This window comes from Sphaerisporangium flaviroseum, assembly GCF_039537005.1.
Lineage (GTDB): Bacteria > Actinomycetota > Actinomycetes > Streptosporangiales > Streptosporangiaceae > Sphaerisporangium > Sphaerisporangium flaviroseum.
On sequence record NZ_BAAAZR010000002.1, the window covers coordinates 989,332 to 1,013,900 of the forward strand.

Sequence of the window (24,569 nt, forward strand, 5' to 3'; positions counted from 1 at the left end):
TCCCCGCCCCCAGAGCCGGTACGGACCCGCCTTCCCCCGCCCCGGAGTTGGTACGGCCCCGCCTTCCCCCGCCCCCAGAGCCGGTACGGTCCCGCCTTTCTGCCCCCTGAGCCGATATGGCCGACCTTTTGCCGTCCCTGAAACCTTGACGTTCCAACTTAGACGGGTATAAACAAAGACGAAACCAACTCGAAACGGCGGTGAATCAACACGATGTACGCCGAGGAGCGGCAGCAGGAGATCCTGCGGCGAGCCCGGGCCATCGGCCGGGTGGACGTGGTGACGCTGGGCGAGGAGTTCGCGGTCACCACCGAGACCATCCGCCGCGACCTGACCGTTCTCGAGCGTGCGGGCGTGCTGCGCCGCGTGCACGGCGGGGCCATCCCGGTCGAGCGGCTGGGGTTCGAACCGGAGCTGGCCGCCCGGGACGAGGTCATGACGGCGGAGAAGGAACGCATCGCCAAGGCCGCGGTGGCGGAGCTTCCGGAAGACGGCGCGATCATCATCGACGCGGGATCCACGACGGGCCGGCTGGTGCGGATCCTGCCCGCCGACCGCGAGCTGACGGTGATCGTCAACTCCCCGCCGCTCGCCACGGTGCTGGCGACGCGCGCCAACCTGAACGTCATCATGCTGGGCGGGCGGCTGCGAGGGCGCACGCTTGCCACCGTCGACGACTGGGCCCTGCGCCCGCTCTCCCGGCTCAACGTCGACGTCGCGTTCATGGCGGCCAACGGCTGCTCGGTGGCCAAGGGCCTCACGACGCCCGACCCCGCCGAGGCGGCGATCAAACGAGCGATGATCAAGGCGGCGAAGCGCAGCGTGCTGCTGGCCGACCACACCAAGTTCGCTGACACCTACCTCGCCCGCTTCGCCTCCGTGCACGAGATCGACGTGGTCATCACCGACACCGGGCTCGACCCGGCGACGGTCGCCGACGTGGTGGCGGCCGGGCCGGAGGTGATCCGCGCGTGATCCTCACCTTGACGCTCAATCCGAGCCTCGACCGCACGATCGAGATCGCGAGCCTGGCGCGGGGCACCGTCATCCGCGCCGCCACCGCCCACCTCGACCCGGGCGGCAAGGGCGTCAACGTGTGCCGCGCGCTGCTCGCCAACCAGGTGAGGTCGTGCGCGGTCGTCCCCTACGGAGGAGCCGAGGGCGGCCAGCTCGTCAGCCTGCTCTCCCAGGAGGGCATCCAGATGATCACCGTCCCGGTGTCCGGGCCCACCCGGTCCAACGTCACGCTGGCCGAGCCCGACGGCACGATCACCAAGATCAACGAACCGGGCACCGCGCTCTCCGCCGCGGAGCTGGACGCCGTCGCCGACGCGGTGCTCGGCGCCGCGGAGTCGGCCGACTGGGTGGTGGCCTCGGGCAGCCTTCCCCCGGGCGTTCCCGTCGACCTGTACGCCCAACTGTGCCGGCGGTTCACCCAGGCGGGCATCAACGTCGCGGTCGACACGAGCGGGCCCGCGCTGGTGTCGGCGGTGGCCTCGGCGCCCGCCCTGGTCAAGCCCAACCGGGAGGAGCTCGCCGAGGCGACCGGCGGAGCGATCGCGTCGCTGGGGGACGCCATCGACGCGGCGGGCAAGCTGCGGGCCATGGGCGCGAGGTCCGTCCTGGCCAGCCTCGGCCCGGACGGCGCGATCCTCGTCGAGGACGGCCGGGCCTGGCACGGCCAGTGCCCTGTGCACGAGCCGCGCAGCACCGTCGGCGCGGGTGACGCCATGCTGGCGGGTTTCCTGGCCGCCGGAGCACAGGGCGAGGCGGCCCTGGTGGAGGCGCTGGCCTGGGCCTCCGCCGCCGTGGCGCTACCCGGCAGCCGGATGCCCTCGCCCGCCGACATCCACCGCGGCAGCGTCCGCATCATCGACCCTGATCCCACCAAGCCGTTGACGTCCGGGGACTGACAGCGGCGTTCCACACCCCCCGCCGGCTCACGCCGGCCGCCCCGGAAGGAGCAACCTCACATGGCCGACACCTACACACCGACGGTGCACGGAACAGGCGTCAAGGCGTCCATCCAGCGCTTCGGCGGATACCTCGCCGGCATGATCATGCCGAACATCGGCGCGTTCATCGCCTGGGGCCTGATCACCGCCCTGTTCATCCCGACGGGCTGGCTGCCCAACAAGACCCTCGGAGCGCTGGTCGATCCGATCATCGGCTCGCTGCTGCCCATTCTGATCGGGTACACCGGCGGGCGCATGGTCCACGGCCAGCGCGGCGCCGTCGTGGGCGCCGTCGCCACGATGGGCGTCGTGGTCGGGGCGGACGTCCCGATGTTCCTCGGCGCCATGATCATGGGTCCGCTCGCGGCCTACGTCATCAAGCTGGTCGACGGCTTCATCCAGGAGCGGACCAAGGCCGGCTTCGAGATGCTGGTGGACAACTTCTCCGCCGGCATCGTGGGCGCGGGGATGGCCGTCCTCGGCGTGTGGGCCGTCGGCCCGATCGTCGAGTCGATCACCGAGGCGGCCGGTCAGGCCGTCTCCTGGCTGATCGGGAACGGCCTGCTCCCGTTCGCCTCGGTGCTCATCGAGCCGGCCAAGGTGCTCTTCCTGAACAACGCGATCAACCACGGCGTGCTCGGCCCGCTCGGGGTCGCCGAGGCCGTGAAGCAGGGCAAGTCGATCCTGTTCATGCTGGAGTCCAACCCTGGCCCCGGCCTCGGACTGCTCCTCGCCTACATGTTCTTCGGCCCGCGCCTGCTGCGGCCCAGCGCCCCGGCCGCGATCGTCATCCAGTTCCTCGGCGGCATCCACGAGATCTACTTCCCGTACGTGCTCATGAAGCCCCGGCTGATCCTCGCGGTGATGGCGGGCGGGGCGTCCGGCATCCTGGTCTTCATGGCGACCGGGGCCGGTCTGGTCGCCACCCCCGCGCCGGGCAGCATCTTCGCCTACATGGCGGTCACCCCCAGGGGCGGTTACTTCGGCGTCCTCGCGGGGGTCGTCGTGGCCGCCGCCGTCTCGTTCGTCGTCGCCTCCGCGCTGCTGGGCTTCGGCCGCGCCAACGGCGACGAGCCCGCCGTCGAGCCCGATGCCTCCGCGGGGCAGCCGGACGCCGGGGCCCTGCGCGACGGCGACACCGCCGGCGACGAGGTGCCCGCGGGGGACGCCAAGGACGACAAGCAGGCCCAGCCCGTCACCAGAGAGGTGTGACCGAATGCCCAGCATCGACAGCAAGGACGTCAAGAAGATCGTGGTCGCCTGCGACGCGGGCATGGGAAGCAGCGTCATGCTCGCGAGCCAGCTCCGCAAGTCCCTGAAAGGGCTGTCGGTCGAGGTCGAGCACACGCCGGTCAACTCGATCCCCGCCGACGCCGACATCATCGTCTGCCACGCGGGGCTGGCCGACCGTGCCAGGGTCTCCGCCCCCGGCACCGTCCTGGTGCCGATCCAGCTGTTCATCGGCGACCCCGCCGTGACCAAGCTCATCAGCACGATGAAGAGCGGCGGCACCGTCGATGCCTGACACGGCCCCGCTGCCGCTCGATCGAAGGGCCATACGGCTCTCGGCCGAGGCCGGATCCCGCGACGAGGCGATCAGGCAGTGCGGCGAGGCGCTGCTCGCCGTGGGCGCGATCGACGAGCCGTACATCGGCACGATGCTCGAGCGCGAGCGGTCGATCTCCACCTACGTCGGCGAGGGGGTCGCGATCCCGCACGGCACCGTCGCGGGCAAGGACTCCGTCCACCACGACGCCATCAGTGTCCTGCGCTTTCCCGGCGGCGTCGACTGGGACGGCTTTCCTGTGGTGCTGTGCATCGGCATCGCCGCACGCGGCGACGGCCACGTGAAGCTGCTGTCCGAGCTGGCGCAGATCCTGCTCGACCCCGAGCGCGCCGAGGCCCTCCGCCGGACCGATGATGTCGACGAGGTGGTCCGGCTCCTGCAACCCGATACAGACGACGAGGCGGATCCGCTCCCGGCACCCGGGAGCGGGCCGCCGCCCATCAGAGAGGAAACGCCCGAGTGAAGGTCGCCCGCTTCCACGCCCCCGGTGACATCCGCGTGGAGGACGCGCCCGAGCCCTCGCCGGGACCCGGCGAGGTCAAGATACGCGTTCGCAACTGCTCCACCTGCGGCACCGACGTCAAGATCTTCAAGCACGGTCACCACCACATCCGCCCGCCCCGCGTCATGGGGCACGAGATCGCCGGAGAGGTCGCCGAGGTCGGCGCCGGGGTCTCCGGCTGGGCGGCGGGCGACCGCGTGCAGGTGATCGCCGCGATCCCGTGCGGCCGTTGCGAGGAGTGCCTACGCGGCAGGATGACCGTGTGCCCCAACCAGGAGTCGATGGGGTACCACTACGACGGCGGGTTCGCCGAGCACACGATCGTGCCCGCCAAGGTCCTGGCCGTCGGCGGGCTGAACCGGATCCCCGATGGCGTCGGCTTCGCCGAGGCCTCGGTCGCCGAGCCGCTCGCCTGCGTACTCAACGGGCAGGAACTGGCCCGCGTGGGCCAGGGGGACGACGTGGTCGTCATCGGGGCCGGTCCCATCGGCTGCCTGCACGTGCGGCTCGCCCGCTCGCGCGGGGCCGGCCGGGTCTTCCTCGCCGATCTCAACGCCGGCAGGCTCGCCATGTCCGCCGAGCGCGTAGGGCCGGACGCGGTGATCAACGGCGGGAAGGCCGACATCGTGGACGAGGTGCTCAAGCTGACCGGCGGCCGGGGCGCCGACGTGGTCATCACGGCCGCGGCGTCCGGGGCGGCCCAGGAGCAGGCGCTCCAGATGGCCGCGCGCCAGGGCCGGATCAGCTTCTTCGGCGGCCTGCCCAAGGACGACCCCGTCATCGCCCTGGACTCCAACCTCGTGCACTACCGCGAGCTGACCATCGTCGGGGCCAACGGATCCAGTCCCCGGCACAACGCCGAGGCGCTCGACCTGATCGCCACGGGGGCGGTCCCGGTCAGCGACCTCATCACCCATCGCATCCCGCTCACCGAGGTCCTGGACGGCATCGACATCGTCGCCCGCGGAACCGCGATCAAAGTCACCGTCGAACCCTGAGGGAAGCGCCGCCATGCCAGAGAAGACCGTCACCATCGCCTCACGCAGCGGTCTGCACGCGAGGCCCGCGAAGCTGTTCGTCCAGGCCGCCGCCCGGCAGGGCGTGGCCGTACGCATCCGGGCCGGCGACCGGCCGTCCGTGCCGGCCACGAGCATGCTGGGTGTGCTCGCGCTCGGCGCCGGGCATGGCACGGTGGTGACCCTCCAGGCCGAGGGTCCGGGCGCGGAGGAGGCCCTGGAGACCCTCGCCGAACTGCTGTCGCGTGACCTGGACGCGGAGGAGCCCGCCGATGCCTGAGATCGTGCGCGGGCTCGGGGTGAGTCCCGGGCGCGCGGCGGGCCGGGCGCACCGGATGGAGCGGCCGCCGGTGCTGCCGCCGCCCGCGCCGGTGACCGACGCGGCCCACGAGATCGGTGTCGCGACCAGAGCCCTGGACGCCGTCGCCGAACTGCTGGAGAAGCACGCCGCCAGAGCGTCGAACCCGGACGCGCGGGCCATCTTGGAGGCGCAGAGTCTCATGGCGGCCGACCCCGCCCTCCGTGAATCGGTCGAGGAGGGGGTCGGCTCGGGGCTGGGCGCCGCGCACGCGGTCGACGCCGCGTGCGCCCACCACCGTCAGGCGCTGCTGGCGGCGGGCGGCTACTTCGCCGACCGCGCGGGCGACCTGGACGACATCCGCAACCGCGCCGTAGCGGCCGTGCTGGGCCTGCCGATGCCCGGCGTGCCCGACCCCGGCCACCCGTACATCCTGATCGCGGACGACCTCGCGCCCGCCGACACCGCCAACCTCGACACCGCGACCGTCCTCGCGCTCGTCACCGAGCAGGGCGGCCCGACCAGCCACACCGCCATCCTGGCCCGGACCTTGGGCCTGCCCGCCGTGGTGGCGTGCCGGGGGGCCGCGGCCATCGGCGACGGGACGTGGATCTCCGTCGACGGGGCGAGCGGCGAGGTCCAGGTCGGCGTGGGGGAGGAGGCCGCGGCGGCGATCCAGCGCGACGCGGCGGCGCTGCGCGACCGGCCGGCCACCGAGCAGGGCCCGGGGCGGACGGCCGACGGGCATCCCGTCACGCTGCTGCTCAACATCGGCTCGGCGCGCGACCTGCGGCCCGGCACGGCGGAGGGGGTCGGCCTGTTCCGCACGGAGTTCCTGTTCCTCGACCGTCGCGACGCCCCCACCTACGAGGAGCAGGTGGCCGCCTACACGGCGGTGCTCCAGGCGCTTCCGGGCAGGCGGGTGGTGATCCGCACCCTGGACGCGGGATCGGACAAGCCGCTGCCGTTCCTGCGCCTTCCCGGCGAGTCCAATCCCGCTCTCGGCGTGCGCGGGCTGCGCACCAGCAGGATCCATCCGGAGGTGCTGGACACCCAGCTCGACGCGATCGCCGAGGCCGCGCGTGCGAGCGCCGCCGAGACCTGGGTGATGGCGCCGATGGTGAGCACCGCGGACGAGGCGGCCGGGTTCGCGCGGCGTGCCCGTGAACGCGGCCTGCGGCATGTCGGGGTGATGATCGAGGTCCCGGCCGCCGCGTTGCACGCCCGGCGCCTGCTGGCGGAGGTCGACTTCCTCAGCGTGGGCACCAACGACCTCGGGCAGTACGCCTTCGCCGCCGACCGGCAGCACGGCGAGCTGGCCGACCTTCTGGACCCCTGGCAGCCGGGGCTGCTTCGGCTGATCGCGATGTGCGGCGAGGCGGGACGGGAGGCAGGCAAGCCCGTGGGGGTGTGCGGCGAGGCCGCGGCCGACCCGCTGCTGGCCACCGTCCTTGTGGGACTCGGCATCGGCAGCCTGTCCATGGCCGCTCCGAGCGTCCCGGCCGTACGCGAGGCACTGGGCCGGCACTCACTGGACGAGTGCGAGGCCGGCGCCCGGCGGGCCCTGGAGGCGGAGAACCCGGCCGAGGCCAGGGCGGCGATCAGCGGACGCCGATGACCGCGGACTCGAAGCACACCACCGGGGCGCCAGTGGTTGTGGTGAGGGGCTGGATCGGTGTGGGACTTGCTGGTGAACGGTAAGACCCGGTGGGGAGTCGACGGCCAGAATGGGCCCTGGCTCGCCCGCCCTCCCCGGGTTGTCCGCCGTAACGGCGTCGGATTCACCGTCCCGCGTCCTGTCGCGTCGGCGCCGGAACGCATGATCCGGGCACTGGAGGGCGGTGCTGAAGTACGCCACCGGGCGCCAGTGGTTGTGGTGAGGGGCTGGATTGGTGTGGGGACTTGCTGGTGAACGGTAAGACCCGGTGGGAAGACGCCGGCCAGAATGGGCCCCGGCTCGCCCGCCCTCCCCGGGCTGTCCGCCGTACAACGGCGCCGGATTCACCGCCCCGCGTCCCGCCGCGTCGGCGCCGGAACGCACGATCCGGGCGCCGGAGGGCGGCGCTGAAGTACGCCACCGGGGCGCCAGTGGTTGTGGTCAGCTGGATCGGTGTGGGGGCTTGTTGGTGGAGAGGGCGGTAAGAACCGGTGGGAAGACGCCGGCCAGAATGGGCCCCGGCTCGCCCGCCCTCCCCGGGCTATCCGCCGTACAACGGCGCCGGAGTCACCGCCCCGCGTCCCGCCGCGTCGGCGCCGGAACGCACGATCCGGGCGCCGAAGGTGATCCGCACTCGCGGCCCGTCGACCCCTGCATCAGCGAGGCGACGCGGTGAAGGTTGCGCCGTGGTGAAGGTTGCGCCGTGGTGCGGCGGGGGAACCGGGGGTGGGCGGGTGAGCCGGGGCCCATTCTCGCCGAACCATCCACGGCTTCCCTGCCGAACCGTCCACGGCTTCCCTGCCGAACCATCCACGGGTTGATTGCTGGACCATTCCAGGGGTTGCTTGCCGGACCACTCCACGGGCTACTTGCCGGACCATTGCACGGCTCATGCCCGCTGATGCTGGGGTCGATGGGCCTCGGGTGCGCATTACCTTCGGTGCCCCGGTGGTGTGTTGCGGCGCCGAGGCGGTGGGAGGCGAGGCGGCGAATTCGGCGCCGTGGTGCGGCGGGGAACCGGGGGTGGGCGGGTGAGCCGGGGCCTATTCTCGCCGAACCATCCACGGGTTCCCTGCCGAACCGTCCACGGGTTGTTTGCTGGACCATTCCAGGGGTTGCTTGCCGGACCACTCCACGGGTTGCTTGCCGGGCCATTGCACGGCTCATGCCCGCTGATGCTGGGGTCGATGGGCCTCGGGTGCGCATTACCTTCGGTGCCCCGGTGGTGTGTTGCGGCGCCGAGGCGGTGGGAGGCGAGGCGGTGAATCCGGCGCCGTGGTGCGGCGAGCAAGCTGGGGTGGGCGGGTGAGCCGGGGCCTATTCTCGCCGAACCATCCACGGGTTCCCTGCCGAACCATCCACGGGTTGTTTGCTGGACCATTCCAGGGGTGCTTGCCGGACCATTGCACCGCTCATGCCCGCTGATGCTGGGGTCGATGGGCCTCGGGTGCGCATTACCTTCGGTGCCCCGGTGGTGTGTTACGGCGCCGAGGCGGTGGGAGGCGGGTCGGTGAAATCGGGTTGGCGGCCGGGTGGTGGGATCAGGGTTTGCGGGCGAGGACGCAGAACTGGGAGACCTCTTGCCGGGCGTCGAAGTCGTCGGGCTCGGGACGCCACTGCGAGCACGACACCACGCCCGGCTCGAGGATCTCCAGCCCTTCGGCGAAGGCGGCCAAGTCGCTGGAGGTGCGCAGTGTCATCGGCGCCGACCCGGCCTCGTTCCAGCGCTGGACCGCCTCGATCATGGCGTCGCCGTGGACCTCCGCGGTGGGGTGGGCGATCGCCAGGTAGCTGCCGGAGGGAATCGCGTCCACGAGGTGCTTGACGATCGCCATGGCCTTGGCGGTGTCGACGATGAAGTTCAGGCTCCCGAGGAGCATCAGCCCCACAGGCCGGGTGAGGTCGAGCGTGCGGGCGGCCTGCTTCAGGATCATTTCCGGGTCGTTGAGGTCGGCCTCGATGTAGTCGGTGACGCCTTCGGGCGTGCCCACGAGCAGGGCGCGGGCGTGGGTCAGGACGATCGGGTCGTTGTCCACGTACACCACACGGCACTCTGGGGCGACCGACTGCGCCACCTCGTGGGTGTTGTCGGCGGTCGGCAGCCCGGTGCCGATGTCGAGGAACTGGCGGATGCCCGCCTCGGCGACCAGGAACCGGACGGCCCGGCCGAGGAACGCGCGGTCGGCGCGGGCGGAGTCCACGAGATCGGGCATCACGGTGAGGATCTGCTCGGCCACCTCGCGGTCGGAGGCGAAGTTGTCCTTGCCGCCCAGCCAGTAGTTCCAGACTCGGGCCGAGTGCGCCACCGTAGGATCGATCTTCGCCTGCTGCCCCTGATCGGGGAGGGGGGTGCTGTTGCTCACGGGGGTAGCAGCCCTTTCCGCTTCACTCCGTTGTGATCGTTCACACGTCAGCGTAGCGCCAGGTGCGAGGATCTTGGCGGCATTCCCGGCTACGTTCATATTTCATCAGGAGCGAGACCGGAACCCATACGTAGGGATTAATCGGGATTTGGTGGGCGTACGGCATGGAGAAGTGGCGTGCCGATCGCCTGGTCCTCCCTGAAGCTCTGGTCCTCTCCGAGGCCTTGGTCCTCTCCGAGGCCTTGGTCCTCTCCGAGGCCTTGGGCCTCCCCGAAACCCTGGCCTCTGGTCATGCGGACGGCGCGGTCACCCGTTGCCACTGGGGGTCGCGGTACAGCACCACCGACGGCCCCCGGAGCAGCTCGTCCGGAGCGGAGAGCATGACCAGCTCGCCGGCGGCCTCAAGCTCGCGGAGCACGTCGCGTACGCGGGGCCCGACGGGAAGGCGGCCCATCGGGAGGCCGAGGGCCAGGCGCGTCGCGTCGGCCACCTCCGACAGCCGGAACGGGCCGGTGAGGCCGTCGATCAGGCCGCGGACGAGCTCGACGGTGATGATCTGTTCGGCCTCGCTGTGGGCGACCTCCCACACGAGCTGGACGTTGCGCCGGCCGGTGGCTGCGCAGGCGGGACAGCGGCGGACGAACCCGGGCACGATCTCCTCGTCCGCGGATCCGAGGCACGCCGTGCACTGGTTGGTCTCCGTCGCGTGCAGCTCGGCGGCCATCCGGTTGGGGAGCGGGGTGCCGCACGCGCACTGGAAGGTGCGGAAGGCACCGCCCTGGACCAGGGCGAGGTCGTCGGCGTCCTCAGGGATCTCGTCCCACTGCGAGGTGATCGTATGCGTGGCCATCGCCAGCGACTCTACCGATCCCCCCGGTGCGGCGATCGCATAAGACCCCCAAAGCGGCGATATCCCGCCGTCCGGACGTGTCATGCCCCGATCGCACAGAAACCGTTCCGCGCCCGGTGAACCTGGCGCTCATCGTCCATTGACAAGCCGCGATCGCCGGGATTAGCGTCCGGATGCAGTCGAGTAAAACGTTTTACCCGCCGGTGCCCGCGCGCTGGCCGCGTAAGAGGAGATCGTCATGAGCACGGAGCCGACCCGGATCGCGCCGCCCGGCGCCAAGGTGGGGCTGGTCGCCGGAGGGCTCGGGGCCTACTGGCCCCAGTTCCCCGACCTGCTCCCTCAGCTCACCCGGTCGGCCGAGCGCGTGTCGGAGCGCATGCGGGCGCTCGGCTGCGACGTCGTGGACGTCGGCTTCATCTCCGACGCCCAGGAGGGCGCGGCCGCCGCCGAGCGGCTGCGCGAGGCCGGGTGCGACATCATCGTCGGATTCCTGACCACCTACATGACGGCCACGATGCTCCTCCCGGTCGCGCAGCGCAGCGGGGCGCCGGTGCTGCTGATCAACCTGCAGCCCACCGAGTCGATGGACCACGCCGCCTTCGACACCGGCCAGTGGCTGGCCTACTGCGGGGCGTGCCCGCTGCCGGAGATGGCCAACACCTTCATCCGCGCGGGCATCCCGTTCCGCTCGGTCTCCGGTCACCTCGAAGACGAGCGGGCCTGGGCCAAGATCGGGCGCTGGGTGCGGGCGGCGGGGGTGCGAGCGGCGCTTCGGCGCGGCCGCCACGGCCTGATGGGCCATCTGTATCCCGGCATGCTCGACGTCGCCACCGATCTGACGCTGGTGCCGGTCAACTTCGGCGGCCACGTCGAGGTGCTGGAGTTCGACGACCTGCGGGTGCGGGTCGAGAAGGTCGCAGAGTCCGAGGTCAAGGAGCGCATGGACCTGGCCGGGGACATCTTCGAGCTCGACGAGTCGGTCAACGAGGAGGACTTCGCCTGGGCCGCCCGGGTGTCGGTCGGGCTCGACCGGCTCGCCGACGACTTCGCGCTCGACAGCCTGGCCTACTACCACCGCGGCCTGGACGGCGAGGTCCACGAGCGGCTCGGCGCCGGCATGATCCTCGGAGCCTCGCTGCTCACCGCGCGGGGCATCCCGGCCGCCGGCGAGTACGAGCTTCGCACCTCCCTGGCCATGCTGATCATGGATCGGCTCGGCGGCGGCGGGTCCTTCACCGAGTTCCAGGCGCTCGACTTCACGCGCGGCCACGTCGAGATGGGCCACGACGGACCCGCCCACCTCGCGATCAGCGCCCGGCGTCCCCTGCTCCGCGGCCTCGGCGTCTACCACGGCAAGCGGGGGTTCGGGGTGTCGGTGGAGTTCGACGTCGCCCAGGGCCCGGTCACCGCGTTCGGCATCCGGCACGGGCGCGACGGGCGGTTCGCGTTCGTGGTCTCCGAGGGCGAGGTCGTCGACGGGCCGCACCTCAAGATCGGCAACACCACCTCCCGGGTCGACTTCGGCTGCGACCCGGGCGAGTGGACCGACGCCTGGAGCGCCACCGGCATCTCCCACCACTGGGCCCTCGGCACCGGCCACCGCACCGCCGACCTGCGCGCCCTGGCCGACCTGATGGACGTCGAGCTCGTCGAGGTGCGGCCGTGAGCCGCCGCCCGGGGCTCGCGGGGCCACCCGGACTCGTGGAAGCGGGGCCGTGACCCGCCGGACGGCGGCTCTGCCGCCGATCATCAGGCCTGCTCCTCTTTTCCGGGCGGCATGATTTCATTGAAGACATGGCGAATCCGGCAATTCTGACCGTTGACGACGACCCGGCCGTCTCACGGTCGGTCGCCCGTGATGTCCGGCGCCGTTACGGCGACCGTTACCGCGTGGTGCGAGCCGATTCCGGCGAGGCCGCCCTGGAGGCGCTGCGCGAGATCAAGCTACGTGGTGAGCAGGTCGCCGTCCTGCTCGCCGACTACCGCATGCCCCAGATGAACGGGATCCAGTTCCTCGAGGCCGCGATGGACATCTTCCCGCGGGCCCGTCGCGTCCTGCTGACCGCGTACGCCGACACCGACGCGGCCATCGACGCCATCAACATCGTCGACCTCGACCACTACCTGCTGAAGCCGTGGAACCCGCCGGAGGAGAAGCTCTACCCGGTGGTCGACGCCATGCTCGACGCCTGGATCGCCGCGCCGGACGAGGCGATCAACGAGACCCGCGTCGTCGGGCACCGGTGGTCGGCCCCCTCGTTCGCGGTGCGGGACTTCCTCGCCCGTAACCTCGTGCCCTACCGCTGGCTGCTGGCCGACGAGGCCGAAGGCGGCCGCCTGCTCTCGGCGGCGGGCCTGTCGGTCGACGAGGTCCCGCTGGTGGTCACGCCGGACGGCACCTCGCTGGTCAGGCCCAGCGAGGCCGAGCTGGCCGCGCACGTCGGCCTGACCACCACCCCGGCGGAGGAGTTCTACGACCTGGTGGTCGTCGGCGCCGGCCCCGCCGGGCTGGGCGCGGCGGTGTACGGCGCGTCGGAGGGGTTGCGCACCGTGCTGCTGGAGCAGCGCGCGACCGGCGGGCAGGCCGGGCAGAGCAGCCGCATCGAGAACTACCTCGGCTTCCCCGACGGGGTCTCGGGCGCGCAGCTCACAGACCGGGCCCGCAGGCAGGCGCTCCGGTTCGGCGCCGAGATCCTCACCACCCGCGAGGTCGTCGCCCTGCAGGCCGGGGGGTCGACGCGGCTGCTGCGCTTCGGCGACGGCTCGATGATCGCGGCCCACACGGTCGTGCTCGCCACCGGGGTCTCCTATCGCATGCTGGAGGCACCTGGCCTGGCCGAGCTGACCGGCCGGGGCGTGTTCTACGGCTCCGCGGCGACCGAGGCCCCGAGCTGCGCCGGGCAGGAGATCTACATCGTGGGCGGCGCCAACTCCGCCGGGCAGGCGGCCGTGCACTTCTCCCGGTACGCCAAGCGGGTGCACATCCTCATCCGCGCGGGCGACCTGCGGCGGTCGATGTCGCAGTATCTGATCGCCCAGATCCAGGAGATCGACAACATCGAGGTCCACCCGCACAGCCAGGTGGTGGCGGCCGAGGGCGACGGCCACCTGGAGCGGCTGTCGATGTGCGACCCCCGCTCCGGGGAGATCCGCACGGCCGACACCTCGTGGCTGTTCATCTTCATCGGCGCCGAGCCGCGCACCGAGTGGCTCGACAAGGCGGTCGCCCGCGACCAGCGGGGGTTCGTGCTCACCGGGCCCGACCTGCTCGCCGACGGTCAGCGGCCGCCGGGCTGGTCGCTTCCCCGCGACCCCTACCATCTGGAGTCCAGCATGCCGGGCGTCTTCGCCGCGGGCGACGTACGGGCCGACTCGGTCAAGCGCGTCGCGTCCGCGGTCGGCGAGGGCGCGATGGCGGTCTCGCTCATCCACCGTTACCTGGAGGCGCAATGACCGAGCCGGCAGACCTCGCCGGAAGCGGGCACATGAACGGCGATCGCCTGACCGCCGATGAGCTGCGCACCCTGTTCCTGCTCGAGTCGCTCGACGACGCGCAGCTCGCCAGGTTCGTCGAGGAGGGCCGTGTCGAGCGCTGGCCGGCCGGCACCACGGTCTACAAGGAGGGCGAGCCCGCCACCTGCTTCTACCAGTTGCTCAACGGAGCGATCGCGCTGACCCGGCGCATCCAGGGCGACGAGGTCGAGGTCACGCGCACCGAGCAGCGAGGCGCCTACGCGGGCGCCATGCAGGCCTACCTCGGCGACCGGATCGGTCAGAACTACTCCAGCACCCTGCACGCCGTCAGCGACGTCGAGCTGTTCACCCTGCCCTCGAAGGTCCTGGCCAAGTCGCTGCGCGAGTGGTTCCCGATGGCGACGCACCTGCTGGAGGGCATGTTCTTCGGCATGCGCGCCAGCCAGACGATCGTCGGGGAGCGCGAACGGCTGCTCGCGCTCGGGTCGCTGTCCGCCGGGCTGACCCACGAGCTGAACAACCCCGCCGCGGCGGCCGTACGGGCCACCGCCGTGCTGCGCGAGCGGGTCGCCGGCATGCGTCACAAGCTGGCCATGATCGCCGACGGACGGCTGGACGGCACCCGTCTGCACGACCTGGTCGAGCTCCAGGAGGACGCGGTCAAGCGGGCCGCGAGCGCGGCTCCGCTGTCGGTGATGGCCACGGCCGACGCCGAGGACCGGCTCGGCGACTGGCTCGACGACCACGACGTCACGGGAGGGTGGGAGCTCGCGCCCACGCTGGTGGCCGGTGGCATCGACGTGCCGTGGCTGGAGCAGATCACCGGCGCCGTCGGAGGGGAGAACCTCGAGGCCGCCGTGCGCTGGCTCACCTACACGATCGAGACCGAGCTGCTGATGGGGGAGATCGACGACGCCGTCACCCGCGTCTCCACGCTGGTCTCCGCGGCCAAGCAGTACTCCCAGCTCGACCGGGCCCCGTACCAGACCATCGACGTGCACGACCTGCTCGACGCCACGCTGACGATGATGCAGGCCAAGACACCCGAGGGGGTGCGGACGGTCAAGGAGTACGACCGCACGGTGCCGCAGATCCCGGCGTACGCCGCCGAGCTCAACCAGGTGTGGACCAACCTGATCGACAACGCCTTCGGGGCGATGCGCGAGAAGGGCGGCACCCTCACCCTGCGCACGGGGCACGACACCGAACGCGTCTACGTCGAGATCGCCGACACCGGACCGGGCATCCCCGCCGCGATCCGGCCCCGGATCTTCGAGCCGTTCTTCACCACCAAGGCGGTGGGCGAGGGTACGGGCCTTGGCCTGGACATCTCATATCGGATCATCGTGAACAAGCACCACGGGGACATCAAGGTCGAGTCCTCGCCGGGGGACACCAGGTTCCGGGTGTTCCTGCCGATCACGCCCGACTAGGTCGTGCCCGGCCCGTCCAGAGCCTCGGTGGTGAGCTGGGGGAAGACCTTGGACACCTTGGCGGTGAGGTAGTCGCCGTAGGTGCCGGTGAACGCCCGCAGTTCCTGGCCGTCCCAGCGGGGACGGCCACCCTCGCGCTGCGGCATCGACGGGAGCGGTGGCACCTCGGCGTCCCAGGCCGGGTCGAAGAAGATCGGGAACGACAGGCGGCCGCGGCCGCTGAGGTTGCGCACCCGGTGGGGTGTCGAGCGGTAGTAAGACCCGGTCAGCCGGTCGAGCATGTCGCCGATGTTGCACACGAACGTGCCCGGGATCGGGGGCGCGTCGATCCAGCCGTTCCGCGTGTGCACCTGGAGGCCGCCGTTGCCGTCCTGGAGCAGCAGGGTCAGCAGGCCGTAGTCGGTGTGCTCGCCCACACCCCAGTCGCTCGCGCCCGGCGGGGCTGGCGGGTAGTGGAATATGCGGAACAGCACGGTGGGGTCGGCGGTGTAGCCGGAGGCGAAGTAGTCCTCCGCCAGGCCGAGGCTCAGGGCGATCCCGCCCATCACGCCCTGGGCGACGCCGGTGAGCGTGTCGAGGTAGGCCCCCACGGCCTCGCGCAGCTCCGGCACCTCCGCGGGGAACAGGTTGCGGCCGTGCAGGGGGCGCGGGTCGCCGGGCGCCGATTCGGTGCCGAAGTAGAGGCCTTCCTTCAGGTCCGGCCGTCCCGAGGTCAGCTCCGCGCCGACGGGGAAGTATCCGCGCCAGGCCCGGCCGCCCCGGTCCATCGAGATCTCCATCTTCCGCTCCAGCGGGAGCGCGAAGAAGCGGCGCGCGGCGGCGTCCAGTTCGCCGACGAGCCCATCGGGCACGCCGTGGCCGGTGAGGTAGAAGAAGCCGCTCTCACGGCAGGCGGTCCCGATCGCCGCCGCCGCGGCCCTGCCGCCGGGCGAACCCGGCCGCACCAGGGCCGACACGTCGATGACCGGCAGTGACTCGCTCACGTCCCTTTCTTACCAAATCCCGGCGCACGCCCGCATCGCGCGACGGCGACCGGCGACGTCCACGCCAAGGCGGGCGGCGCGCCCTGACCGTCCCCGCCACGGCGACGACCCGCTCACGGGGGCCCGCCGGGGGCGGGGTCCTCCACCAGTCGCACCGCGGGCACGGGCCGCCTGACCTGCTCCTCCCGGCCCGGCGGCGGGAGCAGGTGGGCCGCCGCCCGGCGCAGTGCCAGCCCGTAGGCGCGTCCCGAGCCGTTGGGGCTCAGCGCCACGATGGAGGAGCCGAGCGCGTCCGCGGCGCCGGGCGCGAGGTCGGAGACCGTCGCCTGCTCGCCGGCGCAGGTGAACAGGCGCACCACCTGCTCGCCGGAGCGGTCCGGGTCCACGTGCTGCACGATGGTGATCTGCACGGTGAACCCGCCGGCGTTGCGCAACTCGGCGATGTCCGCCATGTGGGTGGTGGAGCTGCTCGGATGCTCGCGCTCGCACCACCAGGGGCAGGCGGAGAGGGCGCGGACGGGCAGGGTCCGGACGGCGGCCGTGGCATTGGTCATGGATGTTCTCCTGCCGTAGTTCGAGTGCCCGCGCGCCGGCGACCGCGCGTGCGAACCGGGCGGCTTGCACGCGCGTCCACCGACTCGCACCCCGGTTCAGTGACGGATACGCAGGCCGGGCTCCGGTAGTTCACCAAGATCGGCGACTGATCGTGAATCGCTCGGCGGCCACACCGGCGGCACGGTCCACCGGGGCGCCGGCGGCACCCCGCGGCACCGCCGCACCGGGCGCCGCCGCACCGGCCGCCCGCCGGAGGCTTCCTTGACGCTGGCCACTTCTGTAAGTAAGGCTTATTAATAGTTGCCTACGCTCGCGGAGGACGTCATGAGCCTCGTCCCCTCCGGCCCGGCCCGCCTGCGTGCCCGTTCGCGGCTCGCACGCCTCGCCGGAGCGGTCCTGCTCGCGGCGGGCGCCGGCCTGGTGCTGGTCACGGAAGCCTCGCCGGCCGCCGCCGCCTCCTCCATGAACGACCTGCTGCCCGCCCCCGTCTCCGTGACGCCCACGCCCGGTACGGTCTACACGCTGCGGCCCGGCGCGGGCGTCTTCACCGAGGCCGGCTCCGCCGCCGCGGCGAACGTGGGCGCCTACCTGGCGGCCATACTGCGCCGCTCCACCGGATACGCCCTGCCGGTCGCACCGGCGCCGGCAGGTGCTCCCGCCTCGGGCATCTCGCTCCTGCTGGCGGGGGCCGACTCCAGCGTGGGCACCCAGGGATACCAGCTCGACGTCACCGCCGGCACGGTGGTCATCAGAGCGCGGACCGCGAACGGGCTCTTCAACGGGGTGCAGACACTGCGCCAGCTCCTGCCCGCCGAGATCGAGAGCGCCACGGTCCGGCCCGGCCCGTGGACGGTCCCGGGCGGTCGCGTGGTCGACCACCCGCGCTTCGCCTACCGGGGCGCGATGCTCGACGTCGCCCGGCACTTCCACCCGCCGGCGACGGTCAAGCGGTACATCGACCGGATCGCGCTCTACAAGGTGAACCATCTGCACCTGCACCTGTCGGACGACCAGGGCTGGCGGATCGTCATCGACGGATGGCCGCGTCTGGCCACGTACGGCGGCAGCACGCAGGTCGGCGGTGGCGCGGGCGGCTACTACACCAAGGCGCAGTACCAGGACATCGTCGCGTACGCGGCGCAGCGGTACGTCACGATCGTGCCGGAGATCGACATGCCCGGGCACACCAACGCCGCGCTCGCGTCGTACGCCGAGCTGAACTGCGACGGGGTCGCGCCACCGCTCTACACCGGCACCGACGTCGGGTTCAGCTCGCTGTGCACGACCAAGGAGAACACCTACTCCTTCGTCGGCGGGGTGCTGTCCGAGCTCGCGGCCATGACCCCAGGCCCCTACCTGCACATCGGCGGGGACGAGGCCGCCGCGACCTCGCCCACGCAGTACGCGGCGTTCACGAACCGCGTCCAGCCGCTGGTGACCGGCGCCGGGAAGACCGTCATGGGCTGGCACCAGCTGGGAGCCTCGGCCGTTCAGCACTCTCCTGGCCGCGTCGTGCAGTACTGGGGCCTGACCACCTCCGACTCGCTGGTGACCTCCGCGGTGTCGCGAGGCGCGCGCGTCGTCATGTCCCCGGCCGACAGGGCGTACCTGGACATGAAGTACAACGCGCAGACCCCGTTGGGGCTGGACTGGGCGGGCCACATCGAGGTGCGGAAGGCCTACGGCTGGGACCCCGGTTCGTACCTGAGCGGCGTGCCCGCCTCCGCCGTGCTGGGTGTCGAGGCGCCCCTGTGGAGCGAGACGATCGTCACCGAGGACCACATCGAGTACATGGCGTTCCCGCGCCTGCCCGCCATCGCCGAGCTGGGGTGGTCGCCGTGGGCGACGCACGACTGGAACGCCTTCCGGCTCCGGCTCGGCGCCCAGGGCCCGCGCTGGACGGTCATGGGCATCGGCTTCTACCGCTCCCCGCAGGTGCCGTGGAGCCCCTAGGCCTCCGGCGGGATCAGCCGCCGGTCCAGTGGACGGTCCAATCGGTGCCCTGGAGGAACTCGGCCAGGAGCCGTACCGGCTTGCCGGTCAGATCCACGACGCGGAGCCGGGGGGGATCGGTCCCCTTCTCGTACACGGCGAGGTGGTCGGTGTTGAACCAGAACCAGATCTGGCCTCCGGCGGGCAGCGGAAAGGTGGCCTTGCGCTTGCCGGTGACCGCGTCCAGCACGCAGGCGGTGTTCCCCTTCCCCGGGCACAGGCCGGCGACCAGCCCTCCGGTGGAGAACTTCGGGCCGTCCTCGGCGGGCACCCGCAGCCCTTTGATGGTGCGCTGGAAGGCGCCGTTCAGGTCGTAGAGCCGGATCTCGTCCTTGCCCGCCGCCCGGGCGGCCGTGGTGTCCCCAGGACCCCACAGGTAGTTCCCGCGGCCGGTGCCGCGTTCGTCGATCCGGTTGACCGTGGCCTTGCGCGTCCGCCGGTCGACGACGACGAACCCGACACTGTTCGCCTCGTCGTCACGAGTGTCGTAGAGGGTCAGCAGCAGGCGGCCGCTGTCGTCGGACCAGAGCAGGCCGCGCACGGCGAGCGGCCTGTCCACCGTCGGCACCCAGATCTCCCCGCCCAGGGTGCGGTCGGTGATGCGGACGTGGTTGGGGTTCTGGTGCACGTACTTCGGAAGCTCGTGGAGACCCGCCATGCTCGTCCCATCCGGGGAGACCTGGAGCAGCATGCGTTCGCCGATCGTACGGAAGGCGTCGGTGCCGGGTGAGCGCCAGGCCGCGGTGAACCGCAGATCGGGGCCCCTGTCGATGAAGGACGTGAGCCGTAGCGGGTCGGAGGGGTGCTCGTACAGCTTGGCCCCGAGTTCCGCCACGGTGACCTCATGGGTGGGCTTCGCCGGAGCGCCGCTGGAGGCGATCGAGATCGACGGGGATGGGGAAGGCGACGGCGAGGGTGTGCCGGACGCGGGGATGACCCGGTAGGCCAGCCCGCCGATCAGGAGCACGGCGATGACGGCGATCACGGCGCCGAGCCCGCGCCGCCGCCGGGGGGGAGCGGTGGGCTGCGCCGCGTAGGTGCTGCCCGCTTCCAGCTCCTCCTGCCCGGCCGCCCTGGCCGGCGCCTCGGGGGGCCGGCCGAGGAGCTGGAGCAGCACCTGCCTGGTCATCGGCCTGGCCTCGGGGTCCTTGGCCAGGCAGGTGGCGACCAGGTCGCGCAACTCGCCGTCGAGCCCGCCGAGATCGGGTTCGGCGTGCAGGATCCTGCGCAGGATCGCCGGAAGGGAGTCGGTGCCGAACGGGGGATGCCCCGTGGCCGCGAAGGTCATGGTGCAGGCCCAGGCGAACAGGTCGGCGGCCGGGCCGACCGGGTCCTCGCCCAGCTGTTCCGGTGCCATGTACGACGGGGTGCCGATCGGCCCGCCCTCGGTGGCCTCTCCACCGGCCTGGCGGGCGATGCCGAAGTCGATCACCCGTGGGCCGTCCCGGCTCAGCAGCACGTTCGCCGGCTTGAAGTCGCGGTGCACCACTCCCGCGCGGTGGATGGCGGCCAGCGCGGTGATCGTGCCGACCGCGAGCCTGTGCAGCTCCCGGCCACGCAGCGGGCCGCGCTCGGCCACCGCCTGCTGCAGGGTCGGGCCTTCGATGTACTCGCTGACGATGTACGGCACGGTTCCGGCGACCCCGGTCTCCAGCACCTGCGCCGTGCAGAAGGAGGCGACCTTGGGGAGCACCTCCGACTCGCGCCGGAACCGGAACACCGAGGCGGTGTCCGGCGAGGCGTGGAGCATCTTGATCGCCACGGGATCGCCACCCGCGGACTCGGCGAGGTAGACGACGCCCTGACCGCCCGCCCCGAGCCTGCCCACGATGCGGTAGGCACCCAGGCGGACGGGATCGCCGGCGTGTAGCGGGGTCGCGCCCGACATCCCGCTCAGCCTCGCGTGTAACGCACGTCGACCAGGGCGGACGCGGGCGCGCGAACCTCCGCCAGCACCCGCGCCACCTTTCCGGCGAAGTCCCGCGCCACCACCCGATGAACGCCGTCCTCCCGGGACACCTCGATGAAGTGACGCTCGTCGTACCAGCCGATGAGCGAGCCACCGCCCGTGGCGGGGATGGTCGCGACCCGTTGGCCGGTCGCGGTCCGCCACACACAGATCACGGGAGTCTGCCCGCAGCCGCTGGTGGCGAACAGCTCACCGGAGGGGGAGAACCAGTCGCCGTTGCCCGTGGGGCTGCCCACCCAGTGCATCAGCCTGATCGGCTGTCCCGACAGGTCCCGGAACCGCAGGCCCTGTGTCAGGTTGGCGGTGACGTAGCGCGCGGCCACCGAGCGGCCGTCAGGCGCCCACCGGTAGAGGGGAAGGAACGAGTTCGGGTCGATCGCCGAACCGGCCGACTTGACCTCCTCGGCGTCCGAGGTGGGCACGAACACCGAGGTCCGCGCCCGCACGTCGATGATCACGAATCCGGCCGCGTAGACGGTGTTGGTGTCCTTCCCCTTGCCCTTCTCCTGCTTCACGGCCGTGATGACCACGCTGTCACTCTGCCGGGACCAGGCGAACCCGAAAGTGACATAGGGAAGGCGCAGGGCGGGCACGGTGAACCGGGCGCCGGTGAGGTGGTCGGTGAAGGCGACGTCCAGCTGGTTCGACGTGGCGAGGAACAGGCTGTCCAAGGTGGCGAGCCACCGGCCGTCCGGAGACAGCTCCGCCAAGGTGTTGGGGAGGCCTACCTCCTCGAAGGCGCCGGTCTTGGGATCGCGGGCGTAGGAGGCGCTGGAGCTTTCATCCTTGCTCCCATCGTTGACGCGGATGGAGCCCAGGCGGACCGGGTCGGCCGGATCCTCGTACACGGTGCCGAGCCCGCCGGGGAGGGTGACCGCGGTTCCCCGCGGGAGCGGGGAGAGGGGGCCGGACGGTACGGCCCGGGGCGTCCACGAGGCGCCGGCACTCGTAGGGGCGGTCGCCGGTCGCCGGTCGCCGGCGGTGCGGAGCGTGACGGCCGCGGAGACGCCCCCGGCGACCAGGGCGAGGACCAGGCCCGCCGCGAGCGGCAGGACGACACGGCGCAGACCCGATCGCGGGCGCGCCGCGGCCCGCGGAGCGACGACGGAGTCGGGGACGGCGGTTTCCAGCACGTGGGAGTGCCCGATCAGCCGCAGCAGCGCGTCCTCGGCGGACGGACGCTGGTCCGGCTCCCTGACCAGGCAGTCGGTCAGCAGATCGCGCAGGGCCCCCTCCTCGAGCGCGCCCAGGTTGGCGGCCGCGTTCGACAGCCGCTTGATCGTCGCGGTGATCGAGCCCGCGTCGAACGGGTCCCTGCCGGTGGCGGCGTAGGCCATCACCGCCGCCCAGGCGAACAGGTCCGCGGGCGGGCCGGGCCGGTGCCCTTCGAGCTCCTCCGGCGCCCGCCACGACAGGGCGCCGGCACTGAGCGGATTGGTCTCGTGGGCCGAGGAGGACATGTCGTGGTGTTCGGGACCGGGGTAGGCGAGGCGAGGCCCGTCCGGCCCGAGCAGGACGCGGCTCGGCCGGATGCCGACGTGGTCGATCCCGGCCCGGTGGAGGGCGGCCAGGGCGGTGACGGTGGCGATGGCCAGGCGCTGCAGCGCCGCGCCGGAGATGGGCCCGCGGTTCTGGATCTCCGTGGGCAGGGCGGGCCCGTCGACGTGCTCACCGGCCACGTAGTCCGGGCCGACGTCCAGTACGTGAGCGGTGCCCACCGTGGACGCCTGGCGTAACCGGTCGAGCCATGACGAGGGGTCCGCCGGCCGCCGCGCCGGGGGATCGGCGTAGTGCCGGACCACCACCCGCTCCCCCGAGGGGGACTCGGCGAGGTAGGTCGCGACGGAGCAGCAACTCGCCGACAGGCGCTTCACGACCCGGTAGGGGCCGATGCGGCCGGGGTTCTCCGAGGCGGTCGCATCGGCGGGAGTCGGCGTGCTCATCGGTCCGCCCTGGTGAAGAAGAGATCGGGAGCGTCGTCGGAGGCCTTGATCGTCGCCATCGTCCGCTGCGGCCGTCCGAGGAAGTCCATGACGAGGATCCGGTGCGGGTCCTTGCTCGGATCGAGCACCAGCACGTGGTTCTCGTCGTACCAGCCCCAGAACTCCGCGTAGTCGAAGGTGACGCTGAACGACGCACGCCGGACACCGGTGCCGGTCTCCCAGGCGCAGTAGGTGCCGCCGCTCGGGCACAGGGTCAGGAACTGCCTCCCGGAAGGGGAGAACATCCGGCGGCCGGTGCTGAAGCCCACCCAATCCATGGTGCGCACCTCGCGTCCGGCCAGATCGCGGATCCGCATGCCGTAGTCACGCTCGGTCTTGTACGACACGGTGACTCCGGAGCCGTCCGGCAGCCACGCGTAGACTCCCTCGCCGCGCTGGGTCTCCTCATCGGTGTCGACCTCGGTCATCGTGCGCCGCCCGACGTCGACGACGACGAAACCGGTGGGCACCTCGTCCTTGCCGGAAGTGAGGGTGAGCAGGAGGCGCCGGGCGTCGCGGTCGAACACCGGCCGCCGGGCGGAGGCCGGAACGGCGACCGAGAAACGCCCGCTCCCGTCGCGGTCGACGAACACGACGGTTCCGGAGTCCGCACCGTCGCCGAGGAAGGCCAGCCGGGAACCGTCCGCCGCGGACGTCACGTCCTTCGCGGACAGCCCGGCGGGGGTGAAACGCGTAGTGCCGACGGCTCGCACATAGGCGCCGCCCTTACCGCGGTAGGCGACGAACCGCTGAGGATCGGCGGGATTCTCGTGAAGTGTCGCATCGATGCCGGGAAGGGACACCTTGCTGGTGACCTCCGGAGGAGCGACCGGCCGGGGCGCGGTGGCCGCCAGGTTGAGCGACGGCGTCGGCGTGGTGGCCGGGGCCCGGGGGGCGGCCTGTATGGAGCCGGCGGCCAGGAGATGGCCCGCGGTCGCCGAGGCCGCGATGACGACCAGGGCGCCGGCGCCGAGCAGCAGCCTCCGCGGCCAGGGGCCGGGCACCGGATCGGGGGCCGTCACACCGGGCGGTGGTTCCCCCGCGATCGTCAGCATGGAGTGGCCGACCAGCCCGAGCAGGGCGTCGGCCGCCGCGGGCCGCTCGGCCGGGTCTTTGTCCAGGCAGGCGGCCGCGACCCCGCGCAGGTGGTCGTCCAGCGCATCGAGGTCGGCCTGTCCCCGCATCACCAGGTTGATCGTGGCCGCCGTCGAGCCGCCGTCGAAGGCGTCGTGGCCGGTCGCCGCGTAGACCAGTGTGGCGGCCCAGGCGAACAGGTCCCCCGGCGGTTCCGGCTCGGGACTTTCGAACCGTTCGGGAGGGAGATAGGCGATGGACGCCAGCGCGCGGGTGGACCCCTCGCCGTCGACCGGCATCGCCTGCGCCATGCCGGACCCCGACACGCGCACGCCGTCAGGTCCCAGTAGCACGTTCCCGGGGTGCAGGTCACCGTGGGCGATGCCCGCCTGGTGCAGAGCGACCAGCGCGGTCATCGTGGAGATGGCCATCCGGTGCAGCGCCGTCTCGCGTAGCGGCCCGTCGCGCTCCACCGCCTCGCGCAGGGACACCCCGTCCACATGCTCGCTGACGATGTACGGCCGGCCGTCCTGCACTCCGGAGGAGATCGTCTGCACGATGGAAGAGACCGACACGACCGCGAGCTTCCTGACCGCCTCGGATAATCGCCCGGACGCGTCGTCGGGCACCACGCCGTCGCGCATCCACATGACATCGACCCGGTCCCCTGAGGGGTCCTGCGCAAGGTAGACACATGCCGCGTCGTCCTCGCGAAGCCGGGCTACCAGTGAATATCCACCGATCTCTGTGGGATCCGACCGGCTGAGCGGAGCATCCGTGATCATTCGCCGCCTGCTCCAGTGGGAGCTTGCTCTCCAATGTCATCAACGAGCATAGGGCTTGCCGGGCGTGGAACGCACCCTGAGGTGGAGCGCGAAAGGCGCGACGCCGCTGTGATT

19 protein-coding genes are annotated in these 24,569 nt (G+C 71.9%); 12 read left to right on the top strand and 7 right to left on the bottom strand.

Annotated features, from left to right (window positions below; genetic code table 11):
- The first annotated feature begins 213 nt into the window (after positions 1-213).
- Genes ABD810_RS10540 through ptsP form a run of 8 tightly spaced genes read left to right on the top strand, consistent with a single transcriptional unit; the run spans position 214 to position 6,956 of the window.
- Positions 214-975, top strand: a complete 762-nt coding sequence (locus ABD810_RS10540; protein WP_344937352.1) for a DeoR/GlpR family DNA-binding transcription regulator — start codon at positions 214-216, stop codon at positions 973-975.
- The gene (gene pfkB / locus ABD810_RS10545) at positions 972-1,913 is read left to right on the top strand and encodes a 1-phosphofructokinase (RefSeq protein WP_344937355.1); all 942 of its coding nucleotides are present in this window, start codon (positions 972-974) and stop codon (positions 1,911-1,913) included. Before ABD810_RS10540 ends, pfkB begins: the two co-directional genes overlap by 4 nt.
- 60 nt (positions 1,914-1,973) lie before the next feature.
- On the top strand, positions 1,974-3,167 hold the full coding sequence (gene mtlA / locus ABD810_RS10550; RefSeq protein WP_344937358.1) for a mannitol-specific PTS transporter subunit IIC: 1,194 nt from the start codon (positions 1,974-1,976) through the stop codon (positions 3,165-3,167).
- 4 nt (positions 3,168-3,171) lie between these two features.
- Entirely contained in the window at positions 3,172-3,480 is a 309-nt protein-coding gene (locus ABD810_RS10555) for a PTS lactose transporter subunit IIB (RefSeq protein WP_344937361.1), read from the top strand.
- On the top strand, positions 3,473-3,985 hold the full coding sequence (locus tag ABD810_RS10560) for a PTS mannitol transporter subunit IIA (protein WP_344937363.1): 513 nt from the start codon (positions 3,473-3,475) through the stop codon (positions 3,983-3,985). Before ABD810_RS10555 ends, ABD810_RS10560 begins: the two co-directional genes overlap by 8 nt.
- Positions 3,982-5,022 (top strand): zinc-dependent dehydrogenase, encoded by a 1,041-nt coding sequence (locus ABD810_RS10565; protein ID WP_344937366.1) that lies wholly within the window; start codon positions 3,982-3,984, stop codon positions 5,020-5,022. The genes ABD810_RS10560 and ABD810_RS10565 overlap by 4 nt, the downstream gene beginning before the upstream one ends.
- 13 nt (positions 5,023-5,035) lie before the next feature.
- Complete coding sequence (locus tag ABD810_RS10570) at positions 5,036-5,320, top strand: HPr family phosphocarrier protein (protein ID WP_344937369.1); 285 nt, start codon at positions 5,036-5,038, stop codon at positions 5,318-5,320.
- Positions 5,313-6,956 carry a phosphoenolpyruvate--protein phosphotransferase gene (ptsP, locus tag ABD810_RS10575; protein WP_344937372.1) on the top strand — a complete coding sequence of 548 codons (1,644 nt, stop codon included), beginning with the start codon at positions 5,313-5,315 and terminating at the stop codon, positions 6,954-6,956. The genes ABD810_RS10570 and ptsP overlap by 8 nt, the downstream gene beginning before the upstream one ends.
- 1,580 nt (positions 6,957-8,536) lie before the next feature.
- Here ptsP and ABD810_RS10580 read toward each other — a convergent pair.
- Both ABD810_RS10580 and ABD810_RS10585 read right to left on the bottom strand, forming a co-directional pair.
- The gene (locus ABD810_RS10580; RefSeq protein ID WP_344937375.1) at positions 8,537-9,358 is read right to left on the bottom strand and encodes an SAM-dependent methyltransferase; all 822 of its coding nucleotides are present in this window, start codon (positions 9,356-9,358) and stop codon (positions 8,537-8,539) included.
- Positions 9,359-9,647: 289 nt separating this feature from the next.
- The gene (locus ABD810_RS10585) at positions 9,648-10,208 is read right to left on the bottom strand and encodes a hypothetical protein (RefSeq protein WP_344937377.1); all 561 of its coding nucleotides are present in this window, start codon (positions 10,206-10,208) and stop codon (positions 9,648-9,650) included.
- A 238-nt stretch (positions 10,209-10,446) separates the two neighbouring features.
- Here ABD810_RS10585 and ABD810_RS10590 point away from each other — a divergent pair, with 238 nt between their 5' ends.
- The 3 genes from ABD810_RS10590 (at position 10,447) to ABD810_RS10600 (ending at position 15,115) form a co-directional block, all read left to right on the top strand.
- Positions 10,447-11,874, top strand: a complete 1,428-nt coding sequence (locus tag ABD810_RS10590; protein WP_344937380.1) for an L-fucose/L-arabinose isomerase family protein — start codon at positions 10,447-10,449, stop codon at positions 11,872-11,874.
- Between the two features lie 128 nt (positions 11,875-12,002).
- A complete protein-coding gene (locus ABD810_RS10595; protein WP_344937382.1) occupies positions 12,003-13,661 on the top strand; it encodes an NAD(P)/FAD-dependent oxidoreductase in 1,659 nt (552 codons plus the stop codon).
- Positions 13,658-15,115 carry an ATP-binding protein gene (locus ABD810_RS10600; RefSeq protein WP_344937384.1) on the top strand — a complete coding sequence of 486 codons (1,458 nt, stop codon included), beginning with the start codon at positions 13,658-13,660 and terminating at the stop codon, positions 15,113-15,115. Before ABD810_RS10595 ends, ABD810_RS10600 begins: the two co-directional genes overlap by 4 nt.
- Here the strand turns inward: ABD810_RS10600 and ABD810_RS10605 are convergent.
- Positions 15,112-16,098: an isopenicillin N synthase family dioxygenase gene (locus ABD810_RS10605; protein WP_344937386.1), complete on the bottom strand. Its 987-nt coding sequence runs from the start codon at positions 16,096-16,098 to the stop codon at positions 15,112-15,114. The genes ABD810_RS10600 and ABD810_RS10605 overlap by 4 nt on opposite strands.
- 113 nt (positions 16,099-16,211) lie before the next feature.
- Positions 16,212-16,652, bottom strand: coding sequence for a hypothetical protein (locus ABD810_RS10610; RefSeq protein WP_344937389.1), 441 nt, complete (start codon positions 16,650-16,652; stop codon positions 16,212-16,214).
- 325 nt (positions 16,653-16,977) lie between these two features.
- Here ABD810_RS10610 and ABD810_RS10615 point away from each other — a divergent pair, with 325 nt between their 5' ends.
- A complete protein-coding gene (locus ABD810_RS10615) occupies positions 16,978-18,606 on the top strand; it encodes a beta-N-acetylhexosaminidase (protein ID WP_344937392.1) in 1,629 nt (542 codons plus the stop codon).
- Between the two features lie 13 nt (positions 18,607-18,619).
- On the opposite strand, the gene ABD810_RS10620 is transcribed toward ABD810_RS10615, so the two are convergent.
- Genes ABD810_RS10620 through ABD810_RS10630 form a run of 3 tightly spaced genes read right to left on the bottom strand, consistent with a single transcriptional unit; the run spans position 18,620 to position 24,455 of the window.
- A complete protein-coding gene (locus tag ABD810_RS10620; RefSeq protein WP_344937395.1) occupies positions 18,620-20,533 on the bottom strand; it encodes a protein kinase domain-containing protein in 1,914 nt (637 codons plus the stop codon).
- 5 nt (positions 20,534-20,538) lie between these two features.
- The gene (locus tag ABD810_RS10625) at positions 20,539-22,557 is read right to left on the bottom strand and encodes a protein kinase domain-containing protein (protein WP_344937398.1); all 2,019 of its coding nucleotides are present in this window, start codon (positions 22,555-22,557) and stop codon (positions 20,539-20,541) included.
- Positions 22,554-24,455 (bottom strand): serine/threonine protein kinase, encoded by a 1,902-nt coding sequence (locus tag ABD810_RS10630; RefSeq protein ID WP_344937400.1) that lies wholly within the window; start codon positions 24,453-24,455, stop codon positions 22,554-22,556. Before ABD810_RS10630 ends, ABD810_RS10625 begins: the two co-directional genes overlap by 4 nt.
- Between the last annotated feature and the right edge of the window lie 114 nt (positions 24,456-24,569).